Annotated in this window: 14 protein-coding genes and 1 pseudogene; 9 read left to right on the top strand and 6 right to left on the bottom strand. The window is 73.1% G+C overall.

The window, feature by feature from the left end; translation table 11 throughout:
* Positions 1–22: 22 nt before the first annotated feature.
* A complete protein-coding gene (locus tag ACIRG9_RS11215) occupies positions 23–706 on the bottom strand; it encodes a FadR/GntR family transcriptional regulator (protein WP_402853586.1) in 684 nt (227 codons plus the stop codon).
* A 49-nt stretch (positions 707–755) separates the two neighbouring features.
* Between ACIRG9_RS11215 and ACIRG9_RS11220 the strand changes: the two genes are divergently transcribed.
* On the top strand, positions 756–2,114 hold the full coding sequence (locus ACIRG9_RS11220) for an MFS transporter (protein ID WP_402853589.1): 1,359 nt from the start codon (positions 756–758) through the stop codon (positions 2,112–2,114).
* Here the strand turns inward: ACIRG9_RS11220 and ACIRG9_RS11225 are convergent.
* A complete protein-coding gene (locus ACIRG9_RS11225; RefSeq protein WP_402853592.1) occupies positions 2,060–2,416 on the bottom strand; it encodes an STAS domain-containing protein in 357 nt (118 codons plus the stop codon). The genes ACIRG9_RS11220 and ACIRG9_RS11225 overlap by 55 nt on opposite strands.
* Before the next feature lie 279 nt (positions 2,417–2,695).
* Here ACIRG9_RS11225 and ACIRG9_RS11230 point away from each other — a divergent pair.
* Positions 2,696–3,856 (top strand): annotated as a pseudogene (locus ACIRG9_RS11230) (PP2C family protein-serine/threonine phosphatase); the annotation flags it as partial.
* A gap of 18 nt (positions 3,857–3,874) precedes the next feature.
* On the opposite strand, the gene ACIRG9_RS11235 reads toward ACIRG9_RS11230, so the two are convergent.
* Complete coding sequence (locus ACIRG9_RS11235; protein WP_402853595.1) at positions 3,875–4,786, bottom strand: DUF6597 domain-containing transcriptional factor; 912 nt, start codon at positions 4,784–4,786, stop codon at positions 3,875–3,877.
* Positions 4,787–4,817: 31 nt separating this feature from the next.
* On the opposite strand from ACIRG9_RS11235, the gene ACIRG9_RS11240 reads away from it, so the two are divergent.
* From ACIRG9_RS11240 to ACIRG9_RS11255, 4 genes are all read left to right on the top strand, one after another.
* Positions 4,818–5,384 (top strand): TIGR03086 family metal-binding protein, encoded by a 567-nt coding sequence (locus ACIRG9_RS11240; protein WP_402853598.1) that lies wholly within the window; start codon positions 4,818–4,820, stop codon positions 5,382–5,384.
* A 77-nt stretch (positions 5,385–5,461) separates the two neighbouring features.
* Positions 5,462–5,998 carry a PadR family transcriptional regulator gene (locus tag ACIRG9_RS11245; protein ID WP_402853601.1) on the top strand — a complete coding sequence of 179 codons (537 nt, stop codon included), beginning with the start codon at positions 5,462–5,464 and terminating at the stop codon, positions 5,996–5,998.
* A complete protein-coding gene (locus ACIRG9_RS11250; RefSeq protein ID WP_402853604.1) occupies positions 5,995–6,696 on the top strand; it encodes an ABC transporter ATP-binding protein in 702 nt (233 codons plus the stop codon). The genes ACIRG9_RS11245 and ACIRG9_RS11250 overlap by 4 nt, the downstream gene beginning before the upstream one ends.
* Positions 6,693–8,216: an FtsX-like permease family protein gene (locus ACIRG9_RS11255; protein WP_402853607.1), complete on the top strand. Its 1,524-nt coding sequence runs from the start codon at positions 6,693–6,695 to the stop codon at positions 8,214–8,216. The genes ACIRG9_RS11250 and ACIRG9_RS11255 overlap by 4 nt, the downstream gene beginning before the upstream one ends.
* A 65-nt stretch (positions 8,217–8,281) precedes the next feature.
* Here the strand turns inward: ACIRG9_RS11255 and ACIRG9_RS11260 are convergent, their stop codons facing one another.
* Positions 8,282–8,449, bottom strand: a complete 168-nt coding sequence (locus ACIRG9_RS11260) for a hypothetical protein (protein WP_402853610.1) — start codon at positions 8,447–8,449, stop codon at positions 8,282–8,284.
* 186 nt (positions 8,450–8,635) lie between these two features.
* Here ACIRG9_RS11260 and ACIRG9_RS11265 point away from each other — a divergent pair, with 186 nt between their 5' ends.
* A complete protein-coding gene (locus tag ACIRG9_RS11265; protein WP_402853613.1) occupies positions 8,636–9,577 on the top strand; it encodes a threonine/serine dehydratase in 942 nt (313 codons plus the stop codon).
* 53 nt (positions 9,578–9,630) lie between these two features.
* Here ACIRG9_RS11265 and ACIRG9_RS11270 read toward each other — a convergent pair whose 3' ends face one another.
* Entirely contained in the window at positions 9,631–11,724 is a 2,094-nt protein-coding gene (locus tag ACIRG9_RS11270; protein WP_402853615.1) for a S9 family peptidase, read from the bottom strand.
* A 99-nt stretch (positions 11,725–11,823) separates the two neighbouring features.
* On the opposite strand from ACIRG9_RS11270, the gene ACIRG9_RS11275 reads away from it, so the two are divergent.
* Positions 11,824–13,365 (top strand): FAD-binding oxidoreductase, encoded by a 1,542-nt coding sequence (locus tag ACIRG9_RS11275; protein WP_402853618.1) that lies wholly within the window; start codon positions 11,824–11,826, stop codon positions 13,363–13,365.
* A 93-nt stretch (positions 13,366–13,458) separates the two neighbouring features.
* Here ACIRG9_RS11275 and ACIRG9_RS11280 read toward each other — a convergent pair whose 3' ends face one another.
* Positions 13,459–15,528 carry a SpoIIE family protein phosphatase gene (locus ACIRG9_RS11280; RefSeq protein WP_402853621.1) on the bottom strand — a complete coding sequence of 690 codons (2,070 nt, stop codon included), beginning with the start codon at positions 15,526–15,528 and terminating at the stop codon, positions 13,459–13,461.
* A 267-nt stretch (positions 15,529–15,795) separates the two neighbouring features.
* On the opposite strand from ACIRG9_RS11280, the gene ACIRG9_RS11285 reads away from it, so the two are divergent.
* Positions 15,796–20,160 (top strand): HAMP domain-containing protein, encoded by a 4,365-nt coding sequence (locus tag ACIRG9_RS11285; RefSeq protein ID WP_402853624.1) that lies wholly within the window; start codon positions 15,796–15,798, stop codon positions 20,158–20,160.
* The last annotated feature ends 45 nt before the right edge of the window (positions 20,161–20,205 follow it).

Below are 20,205 nucleotides of genomic sequence, written 5' to 3' on the forward strand. Positions count from 1 at the left end.
CCGGTATCTCGTCCGGGACAACCTATGCCCCGGAGGGGGGCTCCAGGAAAGCGCCGGCCTCGATGGCAGCCTGCGCCGGATCACCTTCCCGGATCGCGTCGACCAGCCGGCCGTGGTCGACGTACCGCTCCGGCTCCAGCGCGTCACCCATCGCCTGGGCGACAGTGCTGCGCAGCGCGGCGCCGACCGACGCGTACAGCTCCGCCAGCATGCCGTTGTGGGCGGCGGCCACGACCGCGCTGTGCAGCGCGGCGTCCGCCTCGACGAACTCGTCCACCCGGCCGGATCGCCAGGCGGTCTCGCGGGCGGCGAGCACGGCGTCGAGCGCCGCCAGGTCTTCCGGGGTACGCCGCAGCGCGGCGAGCCGGGCCGCCTCCACCTCGAAGGCGCGGCGGACCTCGACCACCTCGGCCATCCGGTCGTCGGTGAGCTGGCGGGCCACCACCGGGGCCAGTTCATCGGTCGACACCACGTACGTCCCGGAGCCCTGGCGGCATTCCAGCACCCCGGCGTGCACCAGTGCGCGGACCGCCTCCCGGACGGTGTTGCGTCCGACGCCGAGCGCGGCGACGAGCTGCGGCTCGGTGGGGATGCGTCCGCCCACCGGCCACTCACCGCCGAGGATCCGGGCCCGGAGCTGCTCGATCGTCTGGCGTACCCGGTGGCCGCGCGGGGGCACGGCGACGGAGTCGAGGGCACGTGTCACGGGTTACAACTCCTCCCGAAATTCATCCCATGATTGTAGGTTGGAGGTCATGACCCCGCCAACCAGCTGCACCGACGCGCCCGCTGACGGGACGACCCTGACCGTGGCGCCCGGACCGACCCCCGCCGCGGCCGAGCCCGCGCGCCCGGTCACCCCGGCCACCGGCGGCGTGCTGGTGCTGGTCGGCATGCTGCTGGTCGCGCTCAACCTGCGCGCGGCGGTGACCAGTCTGGGCGCCCTGCTCGACGAGATCCGCACCGGCCTGGGCCTCTCGGGCACCATGGCCGGCCTCGTCACCACCCTGCCCACCATCGCCTTCGCCGGGCTCGGCGCGCTCACCCCGTGGCTGGTCCGCCGCTGGCCGGCCGCCCGGGTGTTGGTGCTGGCCATGGTGGCGCTCGCCGTCGGGCAGGTGCTCCGGGTGGTCACCGACTCGGCGGCGGTCTTCGTGCTCACCAGCGCGCTCGCCCTGTCCGGCATCGCGATCGCGAACATCCTGCTGCCGATGCTGGTCAAGCAGCACTTCCCGCACCGCACCGGGCTGGTCACCGGGGCGTACACGATGTCGCTGACCATGGGCACGACGGTGGCCGCGGCCTCGGCGGTGCCGGTGGCGCACGCCTTCGGCTCGTGGCGGGTCGGCCTCGGCGTCTGGGCCGGGCTGGCCGCCGTGGCCGTACTCCCCTGGGTGCCGCTGGCGCTGCGCGCCCAGGCGGCGCGGCGGGCGGCGAACTCGGCGGCGGTCGCCGCGGCCCCGGCCCGGGTACGGCCGGCGCGGACCCGGCTCGGCTGGGCCATGGCCGTCTACTTCGGGGCGCAGTCGCTCAGCGGGTACGCGATCATGGGCTGGCTGGCCCAGCTCTTCCGGGACGCCGGGTACGCGCCCGAGGCCGCCGGGCTGCTGCTCGCCGGGGTGACCGCGCTCGGCGTGCCAGTGGCGCTGCTGATGCCGGCTCTGGCCGGCCGGCTGGGGACGCTGCGCCCGCTGGTGCTCTCGCTGACCGGTTTCTCCACCGTCGCGTACCTCGGTCTGGCCGTCGCGCCACACGGCTACGCGCTGCTCTGGGTGCTGCTGCTGGCCCTCGGCCAGGGCGCGTTCCCGCTGATCCTGACCACCATCGGGCTCCGGGCCAGGACCGCCGAGGGCACGGTGGCGCTGTCGGCCTTCGCGCAGAGCACCGGGTACCTCATCGCGGCGCTCGGCCCGCTGCTGGTCGGCATCCTCTACGAGGTGACCGGGGGCTGGACCGCGCCGATCGGCTTCCTGCTGGCGGCCCTCGGCATGCAGACGGCGGCGGGTCTGGTGATCGCCCGCCCCCGCTACATCGAGGACGAGCTCCTGGCCGGCGACGGTCAGGAGGAGGCCGGTGTCGGGTTGCCCGCGACCGCCTGCTCGACCGTCGGGTAGGTGTGCAGCACCTCGACGAGGCCGCTGACCTCCAGGATGCGGAGCACACCGCGTTGCGGGGCGGCCAGCCGGACCACGCCGCCGGTCTCGTCGCAGCTGTTCTTGGCCCGGACGAACACCGACAGCCCGGTCGAGTCACAGAACGACAGCTCCGCCAGGTCGAAGACGAGGCGGTTGCGCCCCTTGTCCAGCAGGTCCGTGATCTGGTCCTGGAGCTGCGGTGCCGTGGCCATGTCCAGCTCGCCCGCGACCGACACGACGACGACCTCGTCGCGCTGTTCCGTCTGCACCGTCAGGGACATTCGCCGACCTCCCGTGTTCGGTGGAACGGTATCCCACGAAGCGGGTGATACGCAGAACGGGAACCGACAGCGACGCCGCGATCATTTCTTTGTCCTGAGACAAGGAGCGCGGCCCGCTCCGGTGATAGAGTCCGCCCCGGCCGAGGTTCAGGAGGTCGCCATGGCGGGCGAACGGCAGCGGGGCCTGGCCGACCGCACCGACCTCACCGAACCCGGTCGGGGCAGCACCGTCAGGGTGATCCTCCCCACGAGCGAAGCATGACGCTGGAGGACGGCGCGGCCCGGCGACGGGCCGAGTTGCTCGCCGAGCGGCTGGCCGCGCTGGCCGACGCCACCGTCCGGATGCACGCCACGCCGAACTTCGTCCGGCTTTTGGAAGCGGCGGCGGCCGGCGCGGCGCGGATCTTCAAGAGCCCGGCGGCGGTGATCGCGGAAGCCTCCGACGGAAACTGCCTGGCCGGGGTGGTCGCCGGACCGGACGCGCCGCCGGCGGTGGCGTCCTGGACGGTGGCCGACGCGGGAGTGCCGATCGGCACCACGGTCCGGTTGGACGATCCGGGCAACTGGGACCTGGTCGGCTGGCCGGCCGGGGACACCCTCACCGTGGCCGCCGCCCGGCTGCGCGAGGACCGGCCCCCGCTCTACGTGGCGGTGCCCACCGCAACCCAGACCGTCCGGACGCCGGTGCTGGTGCAGCTCGCCCAGGCCATCGCCTCGGCGGCGGAGGCGCAGCGCTCCTTCGACGAGGAGCACCGGATCGCGGTGACCCTCCAGCGCAGCCTGCTGCCCCGCCGGCTGCCCGAGATCGCCGGCCTCGACCTGGCCGTCCGGTACGAGCCGGCGAGCGCCCGGACCGAGGTGGGCGGCGACTTCTACGAACTGGTGATGCTCGACAGTCATCTGCTGATGGCGATCGGTGACGTGGCCGGGCACTCGCTGCACGCCGCCACCGTGATGGCCGAGCTGCGGCACGCGGTGCGGGCGTACGCGGTCGAGGGGCACCCACCGGGGGTGATCCTGGAGCGGGTCAACGAGCTGATGCGCGTCCTGCTGCCGAACGAGCTGGCCACGATCTGTGTGCTGCTGCTCGACCCGCGCAGCGGGCAGGTCCGGCTGGCCAGCGCGGGCCACCTGCCGGCGCTGGTCAGCGATGCTGGGCGGGTGCGGTTCGTGCAGCAGACCGTCCCGCTGCTCGGGGTCCGCGCGCCCCGCCCGCCGGACCTGGAGTTCGTGCTGCCGGCCGGGGCGGCGCTGGTCCTCTACACCGACGGCCTGATCGAGCGCCGGGACGCCACCATCGACGAGGGGATCGCGGCGTTGGGCGCGATCGCCGTGCGGGTGGACGACGACCTCGACCAGTTCTGCCGGCGGCTGCTGGTCGAGCTGGCACCGCCGGAGAACAGCGACGACATCGCGGTGGTCGCCGTCCGCCGCCATTGACCCGGGTCGGCGCGGCCGTCACCCGCCGCCCCGGCCGGCCAGCGAGCGGGCGTACGCCGCTGGGGAGACCCCGGCGACCGTGGTGAACTCGCGGACCAGGTGCGCCTGGTCGGCGTACCCGAGGTCGGCGGCGACCCACGACCAGTCCACCGGCCCGGCGGCGGCCTGCTCGATGGCCTCCTGGAGCCGGTACCGCCGGATCACCCACTTGGGGCCGACCCCGACGTGGTCCAGGAAGAGCCGCTGGAGCCGCCGGATCGAGACGGCATGCCGCCGGGCGAAGTCGTCGACCCGCAGGATGCTCCGGTCGGCGCGGATCTCCTCGACCAGCCCGGTGGCCTCGGCGGCGAGCGGGTCCGGCACCGGCCCCCAGCCGGTGAGCAGGTCGTCCAGCCGGCGGCACCGGTCGTCGTCACCACCCGGGCAGACCGGCCCGGCGGTGAACGGCCCGGCGGCGAACGGGTCGGCGGTGAACGGCCCGGCGGCGAACGGGTCGGCGGTGAACGGCCCGGCGGTGAATGGTTTGGCGGGCGCCGCGCGGGCGGGAGGCGGTCCGGCGGGCAGCGGACGGCGCTGCCCGGTCAGCTCGGCCACCGGCCGGCGCCAGAACGGGCGGAAGCCACCCGGGCGGAACTGCACCCCGGTTACCCGGCCGACGCCGTGCAGGGTGACGGTGAACAGGCCGGTGCCGACCCCGGCGATCTCGCCGGTCTCCGGGTCGCCCTCCCGGGCCTGGAACACCATGTTGACCGCCGGGTGCGGCACGACGTGCTGGTCGAAGGGCTCAATCAGGTCCCAGTCGATCAGCCAGTAGTGCTCGACGTACGGGCGCAGCGCCGGAGCGGGCAGCCGGCGGCGGAAGCGGACCTGCCGCAGCAGCCGGCCGGGGTCGAGGATGCCCCGGCTGTCCCGCCGCGTTTCGTGTCGCATTTCTTCAAGACCGCCCTCATACGCTGGCCCTATGACCACGAAGACTAGTGAGCTGCTGGCCGTCGCCGCGCCCGGAACGGTGGCGGTGGTCCGCGGCATCTCCGACGATCAGCTCGACCTGCCCACCCCGTGCCCCGAGTACACGGTGCGCGGCCTGCTCAACCACCTGTTCGACGTGGTGGTCAACTTCCAGGAGATGGCCCGTCGGGGAGAGGTCGACTGGTCGGGCAAGACCGACCACGTGACCGAGGGCTGGCGGGACCGGTTCGCCGCGGAGTCCGTCCGCCTGGTCGAGGCGTGGTCGGACCCGGCGGCGCTGGAGGGTGTCTCGCCCGGCATGGGGCTGCCGCAGGAGACGATCGGCGACATGGCCCTCATCGACCTCACCGTGCACGGCTGGGACCTGGCCCGCGCGACCGGGCAGCGGATCGAGGTCGAACCGGCGGTGCTCGTGACCGGGCACGGCTTCATGGACCGGATGGGGGACACCGGCCAGCGGATGGGCGCCTTCGGCGAACCGGTGTCCACCGCCCCGGGCGCCACCGACCTGGACCGTCTTCTCGGCCGGACCGGCCGAGATCCCGCCTGGACGCACTGAGAATCTCCGGCCCGCGTGGCGAAACGCCGCGCGGGCCGTTCTTGACATCACTATTCGCTGAATGAATAGTGGCCTCTGTGTCCACACAACACGTCCTGCTCGGGCTGCTCGCCGGCGGTGCCCGGCACGGCTATGAGCTGAAGCGCGCCCACGACGAGCGGCTGCCCCGGGCCCGGCCGCTCGCCTTCGGGCAGGTCTACGCGACCCTCACCCGGCTCCAGCGGGACGGCCTGGTGGTCCCGGCCGGCCAGGAGCGCGAGGGTGGTCCCGACCGCACGGCGTACGCGCTGACGGGGGAAGGGCAGGTCGCGCTCGACCGGTGGCTGGCCACCGTCGAGCCACCCATGCCCCACGTGGCGAGCACCCTCTTCGCCAAGGTGGTGGTCGCGCTGCTGGTCGCCGACGTCGACCGGGCCCGGTCCTACCTCGTCGCCCAGCGCCGGGCACACACCGAACGGCTCCGCGAACTGACCGCGGTGAAGGCCGCCCCCTCGGCCAGCCTCGACGACGTGATCGCGGCCGACTTCGCGATCAACCATCTCGACGCCGACCTGAGGTGGCTGCACACCACCCTGGAACGGGTCGCCGACTGGCACCGGGAGGTGCACTCGTGACACATCTGGAAGCTCGCGGCGTGGTCAAGGCATACGGCCGGACGCCCGCCCTGCGTGGCGTGACGCTCGCCGTGGCGGAGGGGGAGGTCGTCGCCGTCACCGGGCCGAGCGGTTGCGGCAAGTCGACGCTGCTGCACTGCCTAGCCGGCATCCTGCGCCCCGACGCGGGCGAGGTCACGTGGCGGGGTGAGCGCATCGACACCTGGTCGGAGGCGGCCCGGTCCCGGTTACGCCGTACCGACTTCGGGGTGCTCTTCCAGTTCGGTCAGCTCGTTGCCGAGCTGACCGCGGCGGAGAACGTCGCCCTTCCACTGCTGCTCGCCGGCACGGGGCGGCGAGAGGCGCGGACGGCGGCGCTGACCTGGCTGGAACGGCTGGGCGTGGCCGAGGTCGCCGACGTCCGGCCGGGCGAGATGTCCGGCGGACAGCAGCAGCGCTGCGCCACCGCCCGGGCGTTGGTCACCGAGCCCCGGGTGCTCTTCGCCGACGAGCCGACCGGCGCGCTGGACACGCTCAGCGGCGAGCAGGTGCTCACCCAACTGGTCCGGCTCGCCCGCGAGCAGGGCACCACCGTCGTGCTGATCACCCACGAGCCGCGCATCGCCGCGTACGCCGACCGCGAGGTGACCCTGCGGGACGGGATGGTGGACCACTCGGGCCTGGGGCTCGACGCCGCGGTGCCGGGCGGCCGGCGATGAGGCCGACCGCGGTGTTCCGGCTCGCGCTGGCCGGCACCCGGACCGACCTGGCCAGGGTGGCGCTGACCGCACTGAGCGCCACCCTGTCCATCCTCACCGCCCTGGCCGCCCTGACCGTGCTGGCCATCCCGACGCCGCCGGCCACGGCCGGCAACGAAGCCCGCTGGTCGGAGCAGTACGCCAACGCCCTGCTGCGGGAGCCGGGGCTGCGCGGCGGCACGGCGTTCGCACTGCTGCTGCTGGCCATCCCGGTGCTGGCGTTGGCCGGGCAGTGCGCCCGGCTCGGCGCTCCGGCCCGGGACCGGCGGCTCGCCGCCCTCCGGCTGGCCGGGGCCACCCCCGGCCAGGTCACCCGGGTCGCCATGGCGGAGACCGGAGTGGCCACCCTGCTCGGCGCGCTGGCCGGCCTGGGCCTCTACCTGGCCGGCCACCGGCTGCTGGACCGGCCCGACGAGCGGGGCCGGCTGCCGCTGCCCACCGACGTGTACCCGTCGACCGTCGGGGCGGCGGTGCTGGTGCTCGGGCTGCCGGTGGTCGCCGCGCTGATCACCGCGCTGATGCTTCGCCGGGTGGCGACCACCCCGTTCGGTGTGGTCCGGAAGGTGCGGACCCGGGGCCCCTGGCCCTGGCCCGGCCTGCTGATCATTCTGGGACTGGCCGCCTTCGCCGCCGTCCGACCGGTGGCGATCTGGTACGAACGGCGGCACAGCCAGCCGCCGCTCTGGCTGCTGCCGGCGCTGCTGGTCGGCGGCGGACTGGCCGCCATGATCGGGGTGGTCACCGGCACCGGCTGGATCTCCCACACCTCCGGTCGGCTGCTGCACCGGTACGCCCGGCAACCCGCCGCGCTGCTGGCGGCCCGTCGGCTGATGGCCGACCCGTGGGCGGGCAGCCGGACCTTCGCCGCGCTGCTCGCCGCGCTCATCTTCGGGGCCGGGGCCGCCGGGTTCCGCGCCTACTTCATGGCTACGGTGGAACTCAGCGGCCGCACCGGCGGCGAGATGAGCGGCTCGGACGACTTCTACCTCGGCACGATGAACCTGGTCGACCTGACGGTGGCGGTGGCGGTGGTGATCGCGGCGGGCGGGTTGCTGGTCGCCCTGGTGGAGGGGATCATCGCCCGCCGCCGCCAGTACGCGGCGCTGGTCGCGACCGGGGTGCCGCGCGGCGCGCTCCGACGGTCCATCCTCTGGCAGTCGCTCGCGCCGGCGGTGCCCTCGATCGCCATCGCCCTGACCGTCGGCCTGCTGCTCGCCCGGGGCGTCCTCGGCTCGCCGAGCAGCGGCGGTTCCTCGCAGGAGGTCTGTAACGCGGGTGCCACCCTCTGCGGCGACCCGGCGACGGCCGCCAGGTACACCCGCACGGTCTGGGTCCCCGAGATCACCGTGGTTCCCGACGTACCGGTGGAGCAGTTGGCGTGGCTCGCGGGGGGTGCCCTGGTGGCGGTGCTGGTGACCGTCGGCGTCGGTCTGCTCTTCCTGCGCTCCAGCACGGCAGTGGAGGAACTGCGGACGACCTGACGATCCCTGCTGTTCGGCACGGCGGGGAGGAGTAGCGGACGACCTGACGTGACGCGGCGGGGGGCTCAGCGGCCGCCGAAGAGGCCGGCGGACCAGGAGACCGCCAGCCCGATCAGCGCCGAGCAGCAGCAGACGAGCAGCGCGGCGGTGACCACCGCGAGGATCACCCAGGTCGGCCCGCGCCGCCCCGCCCCGGGTTCCGTCCCCGGCTCCCCGTCATCGCCCCCACTCACCCGCGCAGTCTAGGCGCCCGGTCGCAAGGTCCCGCTCGATCGTGGATGTAGTGGCCTCCACGCCTTTCCACGATCGAGGGCGATCTTGGCAGACGGCAGACGGCAGACGGCGGGCGGCGGGCGGCGGGACGGCGGACCGTCGCGGCGGGACGGCGGACCGTCGCGGCGGCGGGGCAGGATGGGGGGATGGAGCTGATCTCGATCGAGGATGTTCGAGCCGCCGCGGACGACATCGCCGGGACGGTGGTGCGTACCCCGCTGCTGCCGGTGCCGTGGGACGACGAGCTGTGGGTGAAACCGGAGAGCCTGCAACCGGTCGGGTCGTTCAAGCTGCGCGGGGCCACCCACGCGGTGGCCCGGCTCGACCCCGCCGTCCGGTCCCGGGGCGTGGTGACCCACTCGTCGGGCAACCATGGTCAGGCCCTCGCGCACGCGGCCCGGGCGGCCGGAGTCCCCTGCACGGTGGTCGTTCCCGAGGGGGCGCCGCAGGTCAAGGTGGATCGGATCCGGGCGCTCGGTGCCGAGGTGCGGTTCGTCCCGCCGGCCCGCCGGCTGCCCGAGGCGGAGCGGGTCGCCGCCGAGACCGGTGCCACCCTGGTGCCGCCCTTCGACGACCCGCGGATCATCGCCGGGCAGGGCACCATCGGGCTGGAGGTCCTCGCCGACCTGCCCGACGTGGACGTGGTGCTGGTGCCGGTGGGCGGCGGCGGGCTCTCCTCGGGGATCGCCACGGCGGTGAAGGCGCTGCGCCCGTCGGCCGCGGTCATCGGGGTGGAGCCGCTGCTCGCCGCGGACGCCCGCGACTCGCTCGCCACCGGTGCGGTGGTGGTCTGGGACGTCGAGCGGACCTACCGGACCAGCGCCGACGGGCTGCGTACCAACCTGTCCGAGCTGACCCTGGCCCACCTGCGGGAACGCCTCGACGGCATCGTCACGGTGACCGAGGAGGAGATCACGGCGGCGATGGGCCGGCTGGTCCGCGAGGCCCGGCTGGTGGTCGAGCCGAGCGCTGCCGTGGCGGTGGCGGCGCGCCTGTTCCACCGGGACGAGCTGCCGTCGGGGCGGACCGTCGCGGTGGTCACCGGCGGCAACGTCGATCCGGCGGTGCTGGCGTCGCTCGCCGGGTGAGTGTTAAGAAGGGGCCCCTGCTGTGCCGCAGGCGTTGACAGGGACCCCTCCTTTCAGGCTCGGCCGAGGCGGTCGAGGATCCAGGCGTTGATGAACGCCTCCTCGCGCCAGGCGTCGTAGCGGCCGCTCGGGCCGCCGTGGCCGGCGCCCATCTCGGTCTTGAGCAGGTAGTCGCCCCGCGGAGCGACGGCCCGCAGCCGGGCGATCCACTTGGCCGGCTCGTGGTAGAGCACCCGGGTGTCGTTCAGGCTGGTCACCGCGAGGATGGCCGGGTAGTCGACGGGGGCCACGTTCTCGTACGGGGTGTACGACTTCATGTACGCGTACACCTCGGGGTCGTCGAGCGGGTTGCCCCACTCCTCCCACTCGGTGACGGTCAGCGGCAGCGACGGGTCGAGGATCGAGGTGAGCGCGTCCACGAAGGGCACCTGCGCGACGATCCCGGCGAACGCGTCCGGAGCGAGGTTGGCCACCGCGCCCATCAGCAGGCCGCCGGCCGACGCACCCCGCGCCACCAGGCGGTCGCCGGCCGTCCAACCGGCCTTGACCAGGTGCCGGGCGCAGGCCACGAAGTCGGTGAAGGTGTTCCGCTTGGCGAGCAGCTTGCCCTGGTCGTACCAGCGGCGGCCCAGCTCGCCGCCGCCGCGGATGTGCGCGACGGCGAAGATGACCCCCCGGTCGAGCAGGCTGAGCCGGGGGATCGCGAACCAGGGGTCCATGCTCGACTCGTACGAGCCGTAGCCGTAGATGACGCACGGGGCGGAACCGTCGCGCGGGGTGTCCTTCCGGCAGACCAGCGAGATCGGCACCCGGGTGCCGTCGTCGGCGAGCGCCCATTCCCGGTGCTGCTCGTAGTCGGTCGGGTCGTACGCCCGCCCGTCCGGCCCCGGGCGGACCGGCTTCTGCTTGCGTAGCACCATCTGCCGGGTGACCAGGTCGTAGTCGTAGATCGAGTCGGGGGTGACGAGCGACGTGTAGCGCAGCCGCACCTCGTTGGTGCGGTACTCCGGGCTGGTCTCCAACCCGACGCTGTAGATCGGCTCGGGGAAGTCGATGTCGTACGGGTCGCCACCGCCGACGGGCAGCACCCGCAGCCCGGCCAGCCCGTTGCTGCGCAGCGAGACGACCAGGTGGTTCTCGAACGCGTCGACGGCCTCCAGCCGGGTGCCCGGCGAGTGCTCGATCAGCGGCGTCCAGTCGCCGGGCGTGTCCGCCGAGGTGAACGCCAGTGCGAAGTCCTCCGCGCCGTCGTTGTGCAGGATCAGGAACCGGTGCCCGTGGTGTTCCACCGAGTATTCGACGCCCTGCCGCCGCGGGGCGACGATCGCCGGCTCGCCGGTGGCGTTGGCGGCCGGGATGACCCGTACCTCGCTGGTGATCTTGCTGTGGATGTCGATGACCACGAACCGCTCGGAGCGGGTCAGCTCGACGCCGACCCAGAATCGCTCGTCGTCCTCCTGGTGGACCACCACGTCCTCGCTCGACGGGGTGCCGACCGCGTGCCGCCAGACCCGGTTCGGCCGCCAGGCGTCGTCCACCGTGACGTAGAAGAGCGTCGAGGCGTCGGTGGACCAGGCGGTGCCGTAGAAGGTGTCCGGGATCTCGTCGGACAGCACCTCGCCGCTGCTCAGGTCCTTGACCCGCAGGGTGAACCGCTCGTCGCCGGCGAAGTCCGCCGAGTAGGCCAGCCAGCGTCCGTCCGGGCTGACGTCGAACGCGCCGAGGGAGAAGAAGTCGTGCCCCTCGGCGAGCTGGTTGCCGTCGAGCAGCACCTCCTCGCCGTCCAGCGGGGCGCCGTCGGCGCTGATCGGGGGCGCGGTCTCCCCGTCCCGGACGGCCCGGCGGCAGTGCACGCCGTACTGCTGGCCCTCGACCGTGCGGGTGTAGTACCAGTAGCCGTCCTTGCGGGTGGGCACCGACAGGTCGGTTTCCTGGGTGCGCCGGCGGGTCTCCTCGAACAGCTCCGCGCGCAGCCCCGCCAGGTGCGCGGTGCGCGCCTCGGTGTACGCGTTCTCCGCGGTGAGGTGGGCGATCGTCGCCGGGTCGTCCTTGGCGGCGAGCCAGGCGTACTCGTCGACGACGGTGTCGCCGTGGTGGGTGCGCTCGGTCGGGACGCGCTTGGCGACGGGTGCGGATGTGGTGGTCACGGCGTCACGTTACCGGCCGGACGTGTGCCGTCGGGCGGGCGCGCTGCCGGATCCGCCGAACCGCCGCCAGCGCTTTCGAACATGTGTACGATGAGCGCCATGGCGGCTGCTGCGAGTTCCACCGATCGACCCGGAGCCCTGGAGATCACCCGGCGACTGGCGGGGATCTGTGGCTCGCCGTTCGCCCGGTTCGCCGGCCCGGCCGACGAGGTGGCCGGCCGGACGGCCCGCTGGGTGGCGGTGCCGGGCGGCCCGCGCGCCGCCGCCGAGGTGCTGCGGCTCGCCGCCGCGCACGATCTCACGGTGGTGCCGCGCGGCGCCGGCACGAAGATCGACTGGGGGGCGGCCCCGGCGCAGGTCGACATCATGCTCGACACGGGCCGGCTCGCCGGGGTCTGGCACGAGCCGCAGGGCTCTCCGGTGGCCGAGATCGGTGCCGGCACCCCGTTGCGGGCGGTGCAGGCGACTCTGGGCCGCACCGGCCAGCGCCTGCCGGTCGACGCGCCCTCCCCCGGAGCGACCCTCGGCGGGGTGCTCGCCGCCGACGAGGCCGGCCCGCTGCGGCACCGGCACGGCACTCCGTGTGCCCAGCTCGTCGGGGTCCGCTACCTGGACGCCGACGGCGAGCTGGTCAGCATCGGTGAGTCCGGCACGGCGTCGCTGCGCCGGGCCGCGCCGACGGCTTGCGACCACGCGGGCGGCAGCGCGGTGTCCGCCGACCCGGCGGGCGGTGCCGGCCCGTCGGGCGGCGCCGGGCTGGGCGGCGGTGCCGGCCCGTCGGGCGGTGCCGGGTTGGGTGGCGGTGCTGCCGCGGTCTTCGGCACCGGCAACCTGCCGGGGCTCGACGTGGCCCGGCTGCTCTGCGGCTCGCAGGGCGGCCTGGGAGTGCTGGTCTCGGCCACCATGCGGGTGCAGGCCGTGCCGGCCAGCCGGGTCTGGGTGTCCCGTCCCGTCTGGACCCCGTTGGAGGTGCACGACCTGGTCCGGGCCGTGCTCGCCGCCGGGCTCGATCCGGCGGCCGTCGAGCTGGACCTGCCGGTGCCGGTGCCGTTGCCGCGCCGGCGGGTGCACCCGTCGCACCCGTCCGTGTTCCGGCGGCCCGACCATCCGTCGGTGACCGGGCGGCTGACCCGGCCGGCCGCGTCGGGCAGCCTGGTGGTGCTGCTGGAGGGTGGCCCGGCCGACGTGGCGGAGCGGGCCGAGCGGCTGGCGGCCCTGCTCGGTCCGGAGGCCACCGTCGGGCACACGGCACCCGAGTGGTGGGGGCGCTACCCGTTCGGCCCGGGCGACACCGCGCTGCGGATCGAGGTCCCGATCAACGACCTCCACGCCGCGGTCTACGCGCTTCGCGACGCCGCCGGTGCCCCGGTGCCGGTGCGCGGCTCGGCCGGCGTCGGGACGGTGCACGCGGCGTTGCCCGCCACCCTGCCCGCCGACCGGGTGGCCTCGATCCTCGCCGCCGTCCGCGGGGTGCTTCTCGCTCGGCAGGGCCGCTGCGTGGTGGTGTCCGCCCCGGCCCCGGTCCGGCGGGCCGTCGACCTCTGGGGCGAACTGCCCACCCTGCCCGGCCTCCGCACGGCGAAGGCACACCTCGATCCCCACCACCGCCTGGCCCCCGGCCGCCTCCCCGGCGGCCTCTGACCGTCGTGGCGCGGCAGGTCGGGGACGTTGCTGTTTGCGGCGCGAGGCAGCAACTTCCCCGAAGTCGCGCGGCGGGTGCGGCGCGAGCCCGGTTCAGATTGGGTCGTTGCGGAGGACCAGGATGGCGATGTCGTCGCGGGGGGCCTCCACCGAGAAGCCGATCGCCGTGGCGCGCAGCCGGGCGGCCACCACGTCCGCCGAGTAGCCGGCCAGCGGGGCCGCCGACCCGCGTAGCCGTTCGGTGCCGAACAGTTCCCGGCCGCGTCGCCGCTCGGTGACCCCGTCGGTGTAGAAGATCAGCGAGTCGCCCGGATCGAGCGGGAAGTCGGCCGTCGGCGTGGTGATCGAGTCGAGCAGCCCGAGCGCCGTACCACCGGTGCCGACGAAGGCGGCGCCACCGGCGCCGTGCAGCAGCACCGGGCGATCGTGCCCGGCCAGGTGCAGGGAGACGTCGAGCTGGTCCCCGTCGCCCGGCCCGACCGCCGCCAGGGCCAGGGTGCAGTACCGTCCGCTGCCCCGCTCGACCAGCGTCTCGTTGAGCCGGACCAGCACCTCCGGCAGCGGCTTGCCGTCACCGGCCAGCACCCGGATCACGTCCCGGACCAGGCCGGTCACCGACGCCGCCTGCACGCCCTTGCCCGAGACGTCGCCGATCACCACCAGCCAGCGGCCGTCCGGCAGCGGCACCACGTCGTAGAAGTCGCCGCCGACCTCGGCGTCGCCGCCGGTCGGGACGTACTCGGCGGCGAAGCCGATGCCCTCGACCACCGGGAGCACCGGCGGCAGCAGGGACTGCTGGAGCGTGTGGGCGACCCGCCGCCGCTCGGCGTGGATGCGGGCGTTCTCGATGGCGAGCGCGGCGCGCCGGGCCACGTCCTCCAGCACCGAGACCTCGTCCGGATCGTGCCGGTGCCCATGATGCCGGCCGACGGCCAGGGTGCCGAGCCGCTGCCCGCGGGCGATCAGCGGAACGGCGAACCCCTCCATCGGCCCACTCAGCGGCACCTGCGCCGCACTCCGCGACGACTCGCGCAGCCGGGCCTGGATCGAGTCCGGCCCGGTCTCCTGGAGCACCCGGTGCAGCTGCGGCAGCACCGACTCGTCGGCGTGGCTGGACGCGGCGAGCCGCAGCCGGCCCCACTCGTCGGTGGTGTGCACCGCGCACCACTGGCCGAGCCGGGGCACCACCAACTGCGGGATGAGCGCCATGGTCAGCTCGACGTCCAGGGACTGGGCGAGCAGTTCACTCGCCTCGGCGAGGAAGGTCAACCACGCCGACCGGCGGACGTCGGCCCGGCGCAGCCGGTCGTTCTCCAGGTGCAGCGAGAGTCGTTCGGCGGCCAGCACCGCCAGCGGCTGGGCGTACGCCGAGGGCGCCGCGTCCAGCTCCAGCTGGCCGGTGTACGGCCGGTGCACGGCGAGCGGGACCTGGAGCAGTTCGTTCCCCTCGCGGGGCTGCCGGCCGTACCGGGCGAGCAACTGGCTGCCCTGCCCGTCGCCCCGGTCCAGCCGGACCACGCCGCCGGCCGCGCCGACCATCTCGGCGAGCCGGGTCAGCAGCTCGGTCGCGAACTCCGGTAGCGGGTCGTCCGCGTACGGGTCGGGGTTGGTCTGCATCAGCTCGCTCATCGCGGCGGCGCTCGGGGTGCCGTCGCCCGCCCCAAGCGGGTCGACGGCCGTCGCGGGCCGTTCGGCCGTGGCGGCACGGGCCGGGGGTGCCACGTCGTGCCGGTCGAGCCGGAACCAGATGCCCTTCCCGGTGGGCAGGTAGGTGGTGCCCCACCGGCTGGCGAAGTGGTCGACCAGCAGCAGCCCGCGCCCGCGCTCGGCCACCTCGGTAATGTCGGAGGTGATGTTGCGTATGCCGACCACCAGGTCCTCGACCGGGCCGGCCGCGAAGTCGGTGACCGTGACGGTCAGTCCCCCGGTGTCCGCTTCGACCTCGATGTCCAGCTCGGTACGCGCGTGCTCCACGGCGTTGGTGGTGAGCTCGGTGGTGAGCAGCAGCGCCTCGTCGAGCAGTTCGTCCAGGTTCGCCTCGGCGAGGACGGACCGGACCAGCGCTCGGGCCGCGGCGGGAGTGCGCCGGTCCGCGGGGAGGCGGACCCGCCGGACGTGCTCGTCCAGGCCGCCGTTCCTCGCCGGCCCCGCCTCCGCTGACACCTGGTTATCCTCCACTGCCGCCGCCCCGGGTGCCAAACGCTCCGCCGATCGCGGCCCCGCGCACCATCCCGAGCGGCTCCCCGACGGCGGGAACCGGAGCGCCTCCCAGGAGCGGTGGCGAACCGGAGGGGCTTTCAGGAGCGGCGGCCGGAACGCCCGGGCGTGGCGTGCGCTCGTCGGCCGTCACCTCGACGGGACGCGGGCAGAATGGTGGGATGGCCACGTGTCGGCACGAGCCAGACGGCCCCGAGCTGAGCGAGGAATCTGATGACCACGGCGAGACAGTCGGTAGCCGCGGACGCGTCCGCTTCCGACCACGAAGTGCTTCTCGGTGAACTGGTGGAGGCGCTGCGTCAGGTGCGACGCGGCGACCTCAAGGTCCGGTTGCCCCGGCGGGCCGGCCTGGCCGGTGAGGTGGCCGACGCCTTCAACGACGTGGTGTCGCTCCAGGAGCGGCAGCATCTGGACCTGCGCCGGATCAGCCGGATCGTCGGCCGGGACGGCCGGCTCACCGAACGCCTCGACGACGAGGGCCTGGACGGCTCGTGGGTGGAGGGGCAGCGGGCGATCAACTCGCTGATCGACGACCTGGGCCGGCCGGCCACGGAGATCGCCCGGGTGATCGTGGCGGTGGCCGACGGCGACCTGTCCCAGCACATGGCGCTGGAGATCGACGGCCGCCCGCTTCGGGGTGAGTACCTGCGCATCGGCCGCACCGTCAACACCATGGTCGACCAGCTCTCGTCCTTCTCGAACGAGGTGACCCGGGTGGCCCGCGAGGTGGGCACCGAGGGCAAGCTGGGCGGCCAGGCCGACGTACGCGGGGTCGCCGGCACCTGGAAGGACCTCACCGACTCGGTGAACACCATGGCGTCGAACCTGACGTACCAGGTGCGGTCGATCTCGCAGGTGGCCGCGGCGGTGGCGAAGGGTGACCTGTCGCAGAAGATCACCGTGTCGGCCATGGGCGAGGTGGCCGAGCTGGCGCACACCTTCAACTCGCTCACCGACACCCTGCGGCTCTTCGCCGAGCAGGTGACCCGGGTGGCCAGAGAGGTGGGCACGGAGGGCAACCTGGGCGGCCAGGCGGAGGTGCCGAACGTCGCCGGCACGTGGAAGGACCTGACCGACAGCGTCAACTCGATGGCGTCGAACCTGACGGCGCAGGTGCGCAACATCGCCCAGGTCTCCACCGCGGTGGCCCGGGGCGACCTGTCGCAGAAGATCACGGTGGCCGCCCAGGGCGAGATCCTGGAGTTGAAGGACACCGTGAACACGATGGTGGATCAGCTGTCGTCGTTCGCGGACGAGGTGACCCGGGTGGCCCGCGAGGTCGGCATCGAGGGCAAGCTGGGTGGCCAGGCCCAGGTACGCGGCGTCTCCGGCACCTGGCGCGACCTCACCGAGAACGTCAACCAGCTCGCCGGCAACCTGACCAGTCAGGTGCGGAACATCTCGCAGGTGTCGACGGCGGTGGCGAAGGGCGACCTCTCGCAGAAGATCACGGTGGACGCGCAGGGTGAGGTCCTGGAGCTGAAGAACACCGTGAACACGATGGTGGATCAGCTGTCGTCGTTCGCGGACGAGGTGACCCGGGTGGCCCGCGAGGTCGGCACCGAGGGCAAGTTGGGCGGTCAGGCGCAGGTCAAGGGGGTCTCGGGTACCTGGCGCGACCTGACCGACAACGTGAACTCGATGGCGTCGAACCTGACGTCGCAGGTGCGCAACATCGCCTCGGTGACCACCGCCGTGGCGAAGGGCGACCTGGGCCAGAAGATCACGGTCGACGCCCGGGGCGAGATCCTGGAGCTGAAATCCACGGTCAACACGATGGTGGATCAGCTGTCGTCGTTCGCGGACGAGGTGACCCGGGTGGCCCGCGAGGTGGGCACCGAGGGCAAGCTGGGTGGCCAGGCCCAGGTACGCGGGGTCGCCGGCACCTGGCGGGACCTGACCGACAACGTGAACTCGATGGCGTCGAACCTGACGTCGCAGGTGCGCAACATCGCCCAGGTCTCGACGGCGGTGGCGAAGGGCGACCTCTCGCAGAAGATCACGGTGGACGCGCAGGGCGAGATCCTGGAGCTGAAGAACACCGTGAACACGATGGTGGATCAGCTGTCGTCGTTCGCGGACGAGGTGACCCGGGTGGCCCGTGAGGTGGGCACCGAGGGCAAGTTGGGCGGTCAGGCGCAGGTCAAGGGGGTCAGCGGCACCTGGCGGGACCTGACCGGCAACGTGAACTCGATGGCGTCGAACCTGACGTCGCAGGTGCGCAACATCGCCTCGGTGACCACCGCCGTGGCGAAGGGCGACCTGGGCCAGAAGATCACGGTCGACGCGCAGGGCGAGATCCTGGAGCTGAAGAACACCGTGAACACGATGGTGGATCAGCTGTCGTCGTTCGCGGACGAGGTGACCCGGGTGGCCCGCGAGGTCGGCATCGAGGGCAAGTTGGGCGGTCAGGCGCAGGTCAAGGGGGTCTCGGGTACCTGGCGGGACCTGACCGAGAACGTGAACCAGCTCGCCTCGACGCTCACCACCCAGCTCCGGGCGATCGCCCAGGTCTCCACCTCGGTGACCCGGGGCGACCTGACCCAGCGGATCGCCGTGAAGGCGCAGGGCGAGGTCGCCGAGCTGAAGGACAACATCAACCAGATGATCGTCACCCTCCGGGAGACGACCAAGAAGAACGCCGAGCAGGGCTGGCTGGACTCCAACCTGGCCCGGATCGGTGGACTGCTACAGGGGCAGCGTGACCTCGGCGAGGTCTGCCGCATGATCATGATGGAGGTGACCCCGCTGGTCGACGCGCAGCTCGGCGCGTTCTTCCTGGCGGACAGCTCTGACGGGAGCATGCGGTTGCGGCTCACCGCCTCGTACGGGTACGTGGCGCGGGGGCACGACGTCACCTTCGGACCGGGTGAGGGGCTGGTCGGGCAGGCCGCCCTGTCCCGGCGGACCATCCGGGTCAACGCCCAGCCCGACGGGCGGCTGGTGCTGCGTTCCGGCCTCGCCGAGACGCCCCCGGCCGACCTGGTGGTGCTGCCGGTGCTGTTCGAGGGCGAGCTGCTCGGCGTGATCGAGTTCGCCGGCGTGATCACCTTCTCCGAGTTGCACCTGGCGTTCCTGGAGCGGCTGGTCGGCACGATCGGCATCGCGGTCAACACCATCCAGGCCAACCGGCGTACCGAGGAGCTGCTGGCCCAGTCGCAGCGGCTGGCGCAGGAGTTGCAGGAGCAGTCGGCGGAACTCCAGCGCACCAACGCCGAGCTGGAGGACAAGGCGAAGCTGCTGTCGGAGCAGAAGGCCAACATCGAGACCCAGAACCGGGAGATAGAACTGGCCCGGCTCGGCCTGGAGGACAAGGCGCAGCAGCTCACCCGGGCGTCGGCGTACAAGTCGGAGTTCCTGGCGAACATGAGCCACGAGCTGCGTACGCCGCTGAACTCGCTGCTGCTGCTGGCCCGGCTGCTCGCGGAGAACCCGGAGCAGAACCTGTCGCCGAAGCAGATCGAGTTCGCCCGCACGATCCACAGCGCCGGGTCGGACCTGCTCTCCCTGATCGACGACATCCTCGACCTGTCGAAGATCGAGGCGGGCCGGATGGACGTGGAGCCGACCGAGGTCCGGTTCTCGGAGATCCGCGGCTACGTCGAGCAGGTGTTCGCGCGGCAGGCGGAGGAGAAGGGCCTCGACTTCCAGGTACGGATCAGCAAGGACCTGTCGCCGGCGCTGGTCACCGACGCCCAGCGGTTGCAGCAGATCCTCCGTAACCTGCTCTCCAACGCGGTGAAGTTCACCGACAACGGTGCGGTGACGCTGCGTATCGCGCCGGCCGCCGACAACGCGGTCTTCGACGTGCCGGCGCTGACCAACGCCCAGCGGGTCGTCGCGTTCACGGTGATCGACACCGGCATCGGCGTCTCGGACGACAAGCTCTCGCTGATCTTCGAGGCGTTCCAGCAGGCCGACGGCACGACCAGCCGGCGGTACGGCGGCACCGGGCTGGGCCTGTCGATCAGCCGGGACCTGGCCCGCCTGCTCGGTGGCACGATCACCGTCGCGTCGGCGCCCGGGCAGGGCTCGACCTTCACTCTCTTCGTACCGGACGTGCTGGCACCGGATGCGGTGGTGGCGCCGGCGCCGCCCTCGCCGAGCCGCGCGGGCCTGCCGTCGTCGCTGCTCATGCCGATGGAGCTGCCCCAGCCGCCGGAGACTCCGGCGACCCGGCGGCTGGAGGGCGTGACCGTTCTGATCGTCGATGACGACGTCCGAAACGTCTTCGCGCTCACCTCCGCGTTGGAACTTCATGGGATGACCGTGTTGTACTCGGACAACGGGACGGACGGTGTCCGCCAGCTCGCCGAGCATCCGGAGGTGGACATCGTGCTGATGGACGCGATGATGCCGGACCAGGACGGCTACGAGACGACCCGGCAGATCCGCCGCAACCATCGCTTCACGGACCTGCCGATCGTCTTCCTGACGGCGAAGGCGATGCCCGGTGACCGGGAGTCGGCGATCACCGCCGGCGGCAGCGACTACATCACCAAGCCGGTGGACCTGGACGAGCTGATCGAGCTGATGACGTCCTGGATCGGCCGAAGCCGAGGCGAGGAGATCTCGTGAGCGAGCGGAGCGAGCGAACCATGCGGCTCAGTAGCGTGGCGCCTC

The organism is Micromonospora sp. NPDC093277 (assembly GCF_044765245.1).
Taxonomy (GTDB): Bacteria; Actinomycetota; Actinomycetes; order Mycobacteriales; family Micromonosporaceae; genus Micromonospora.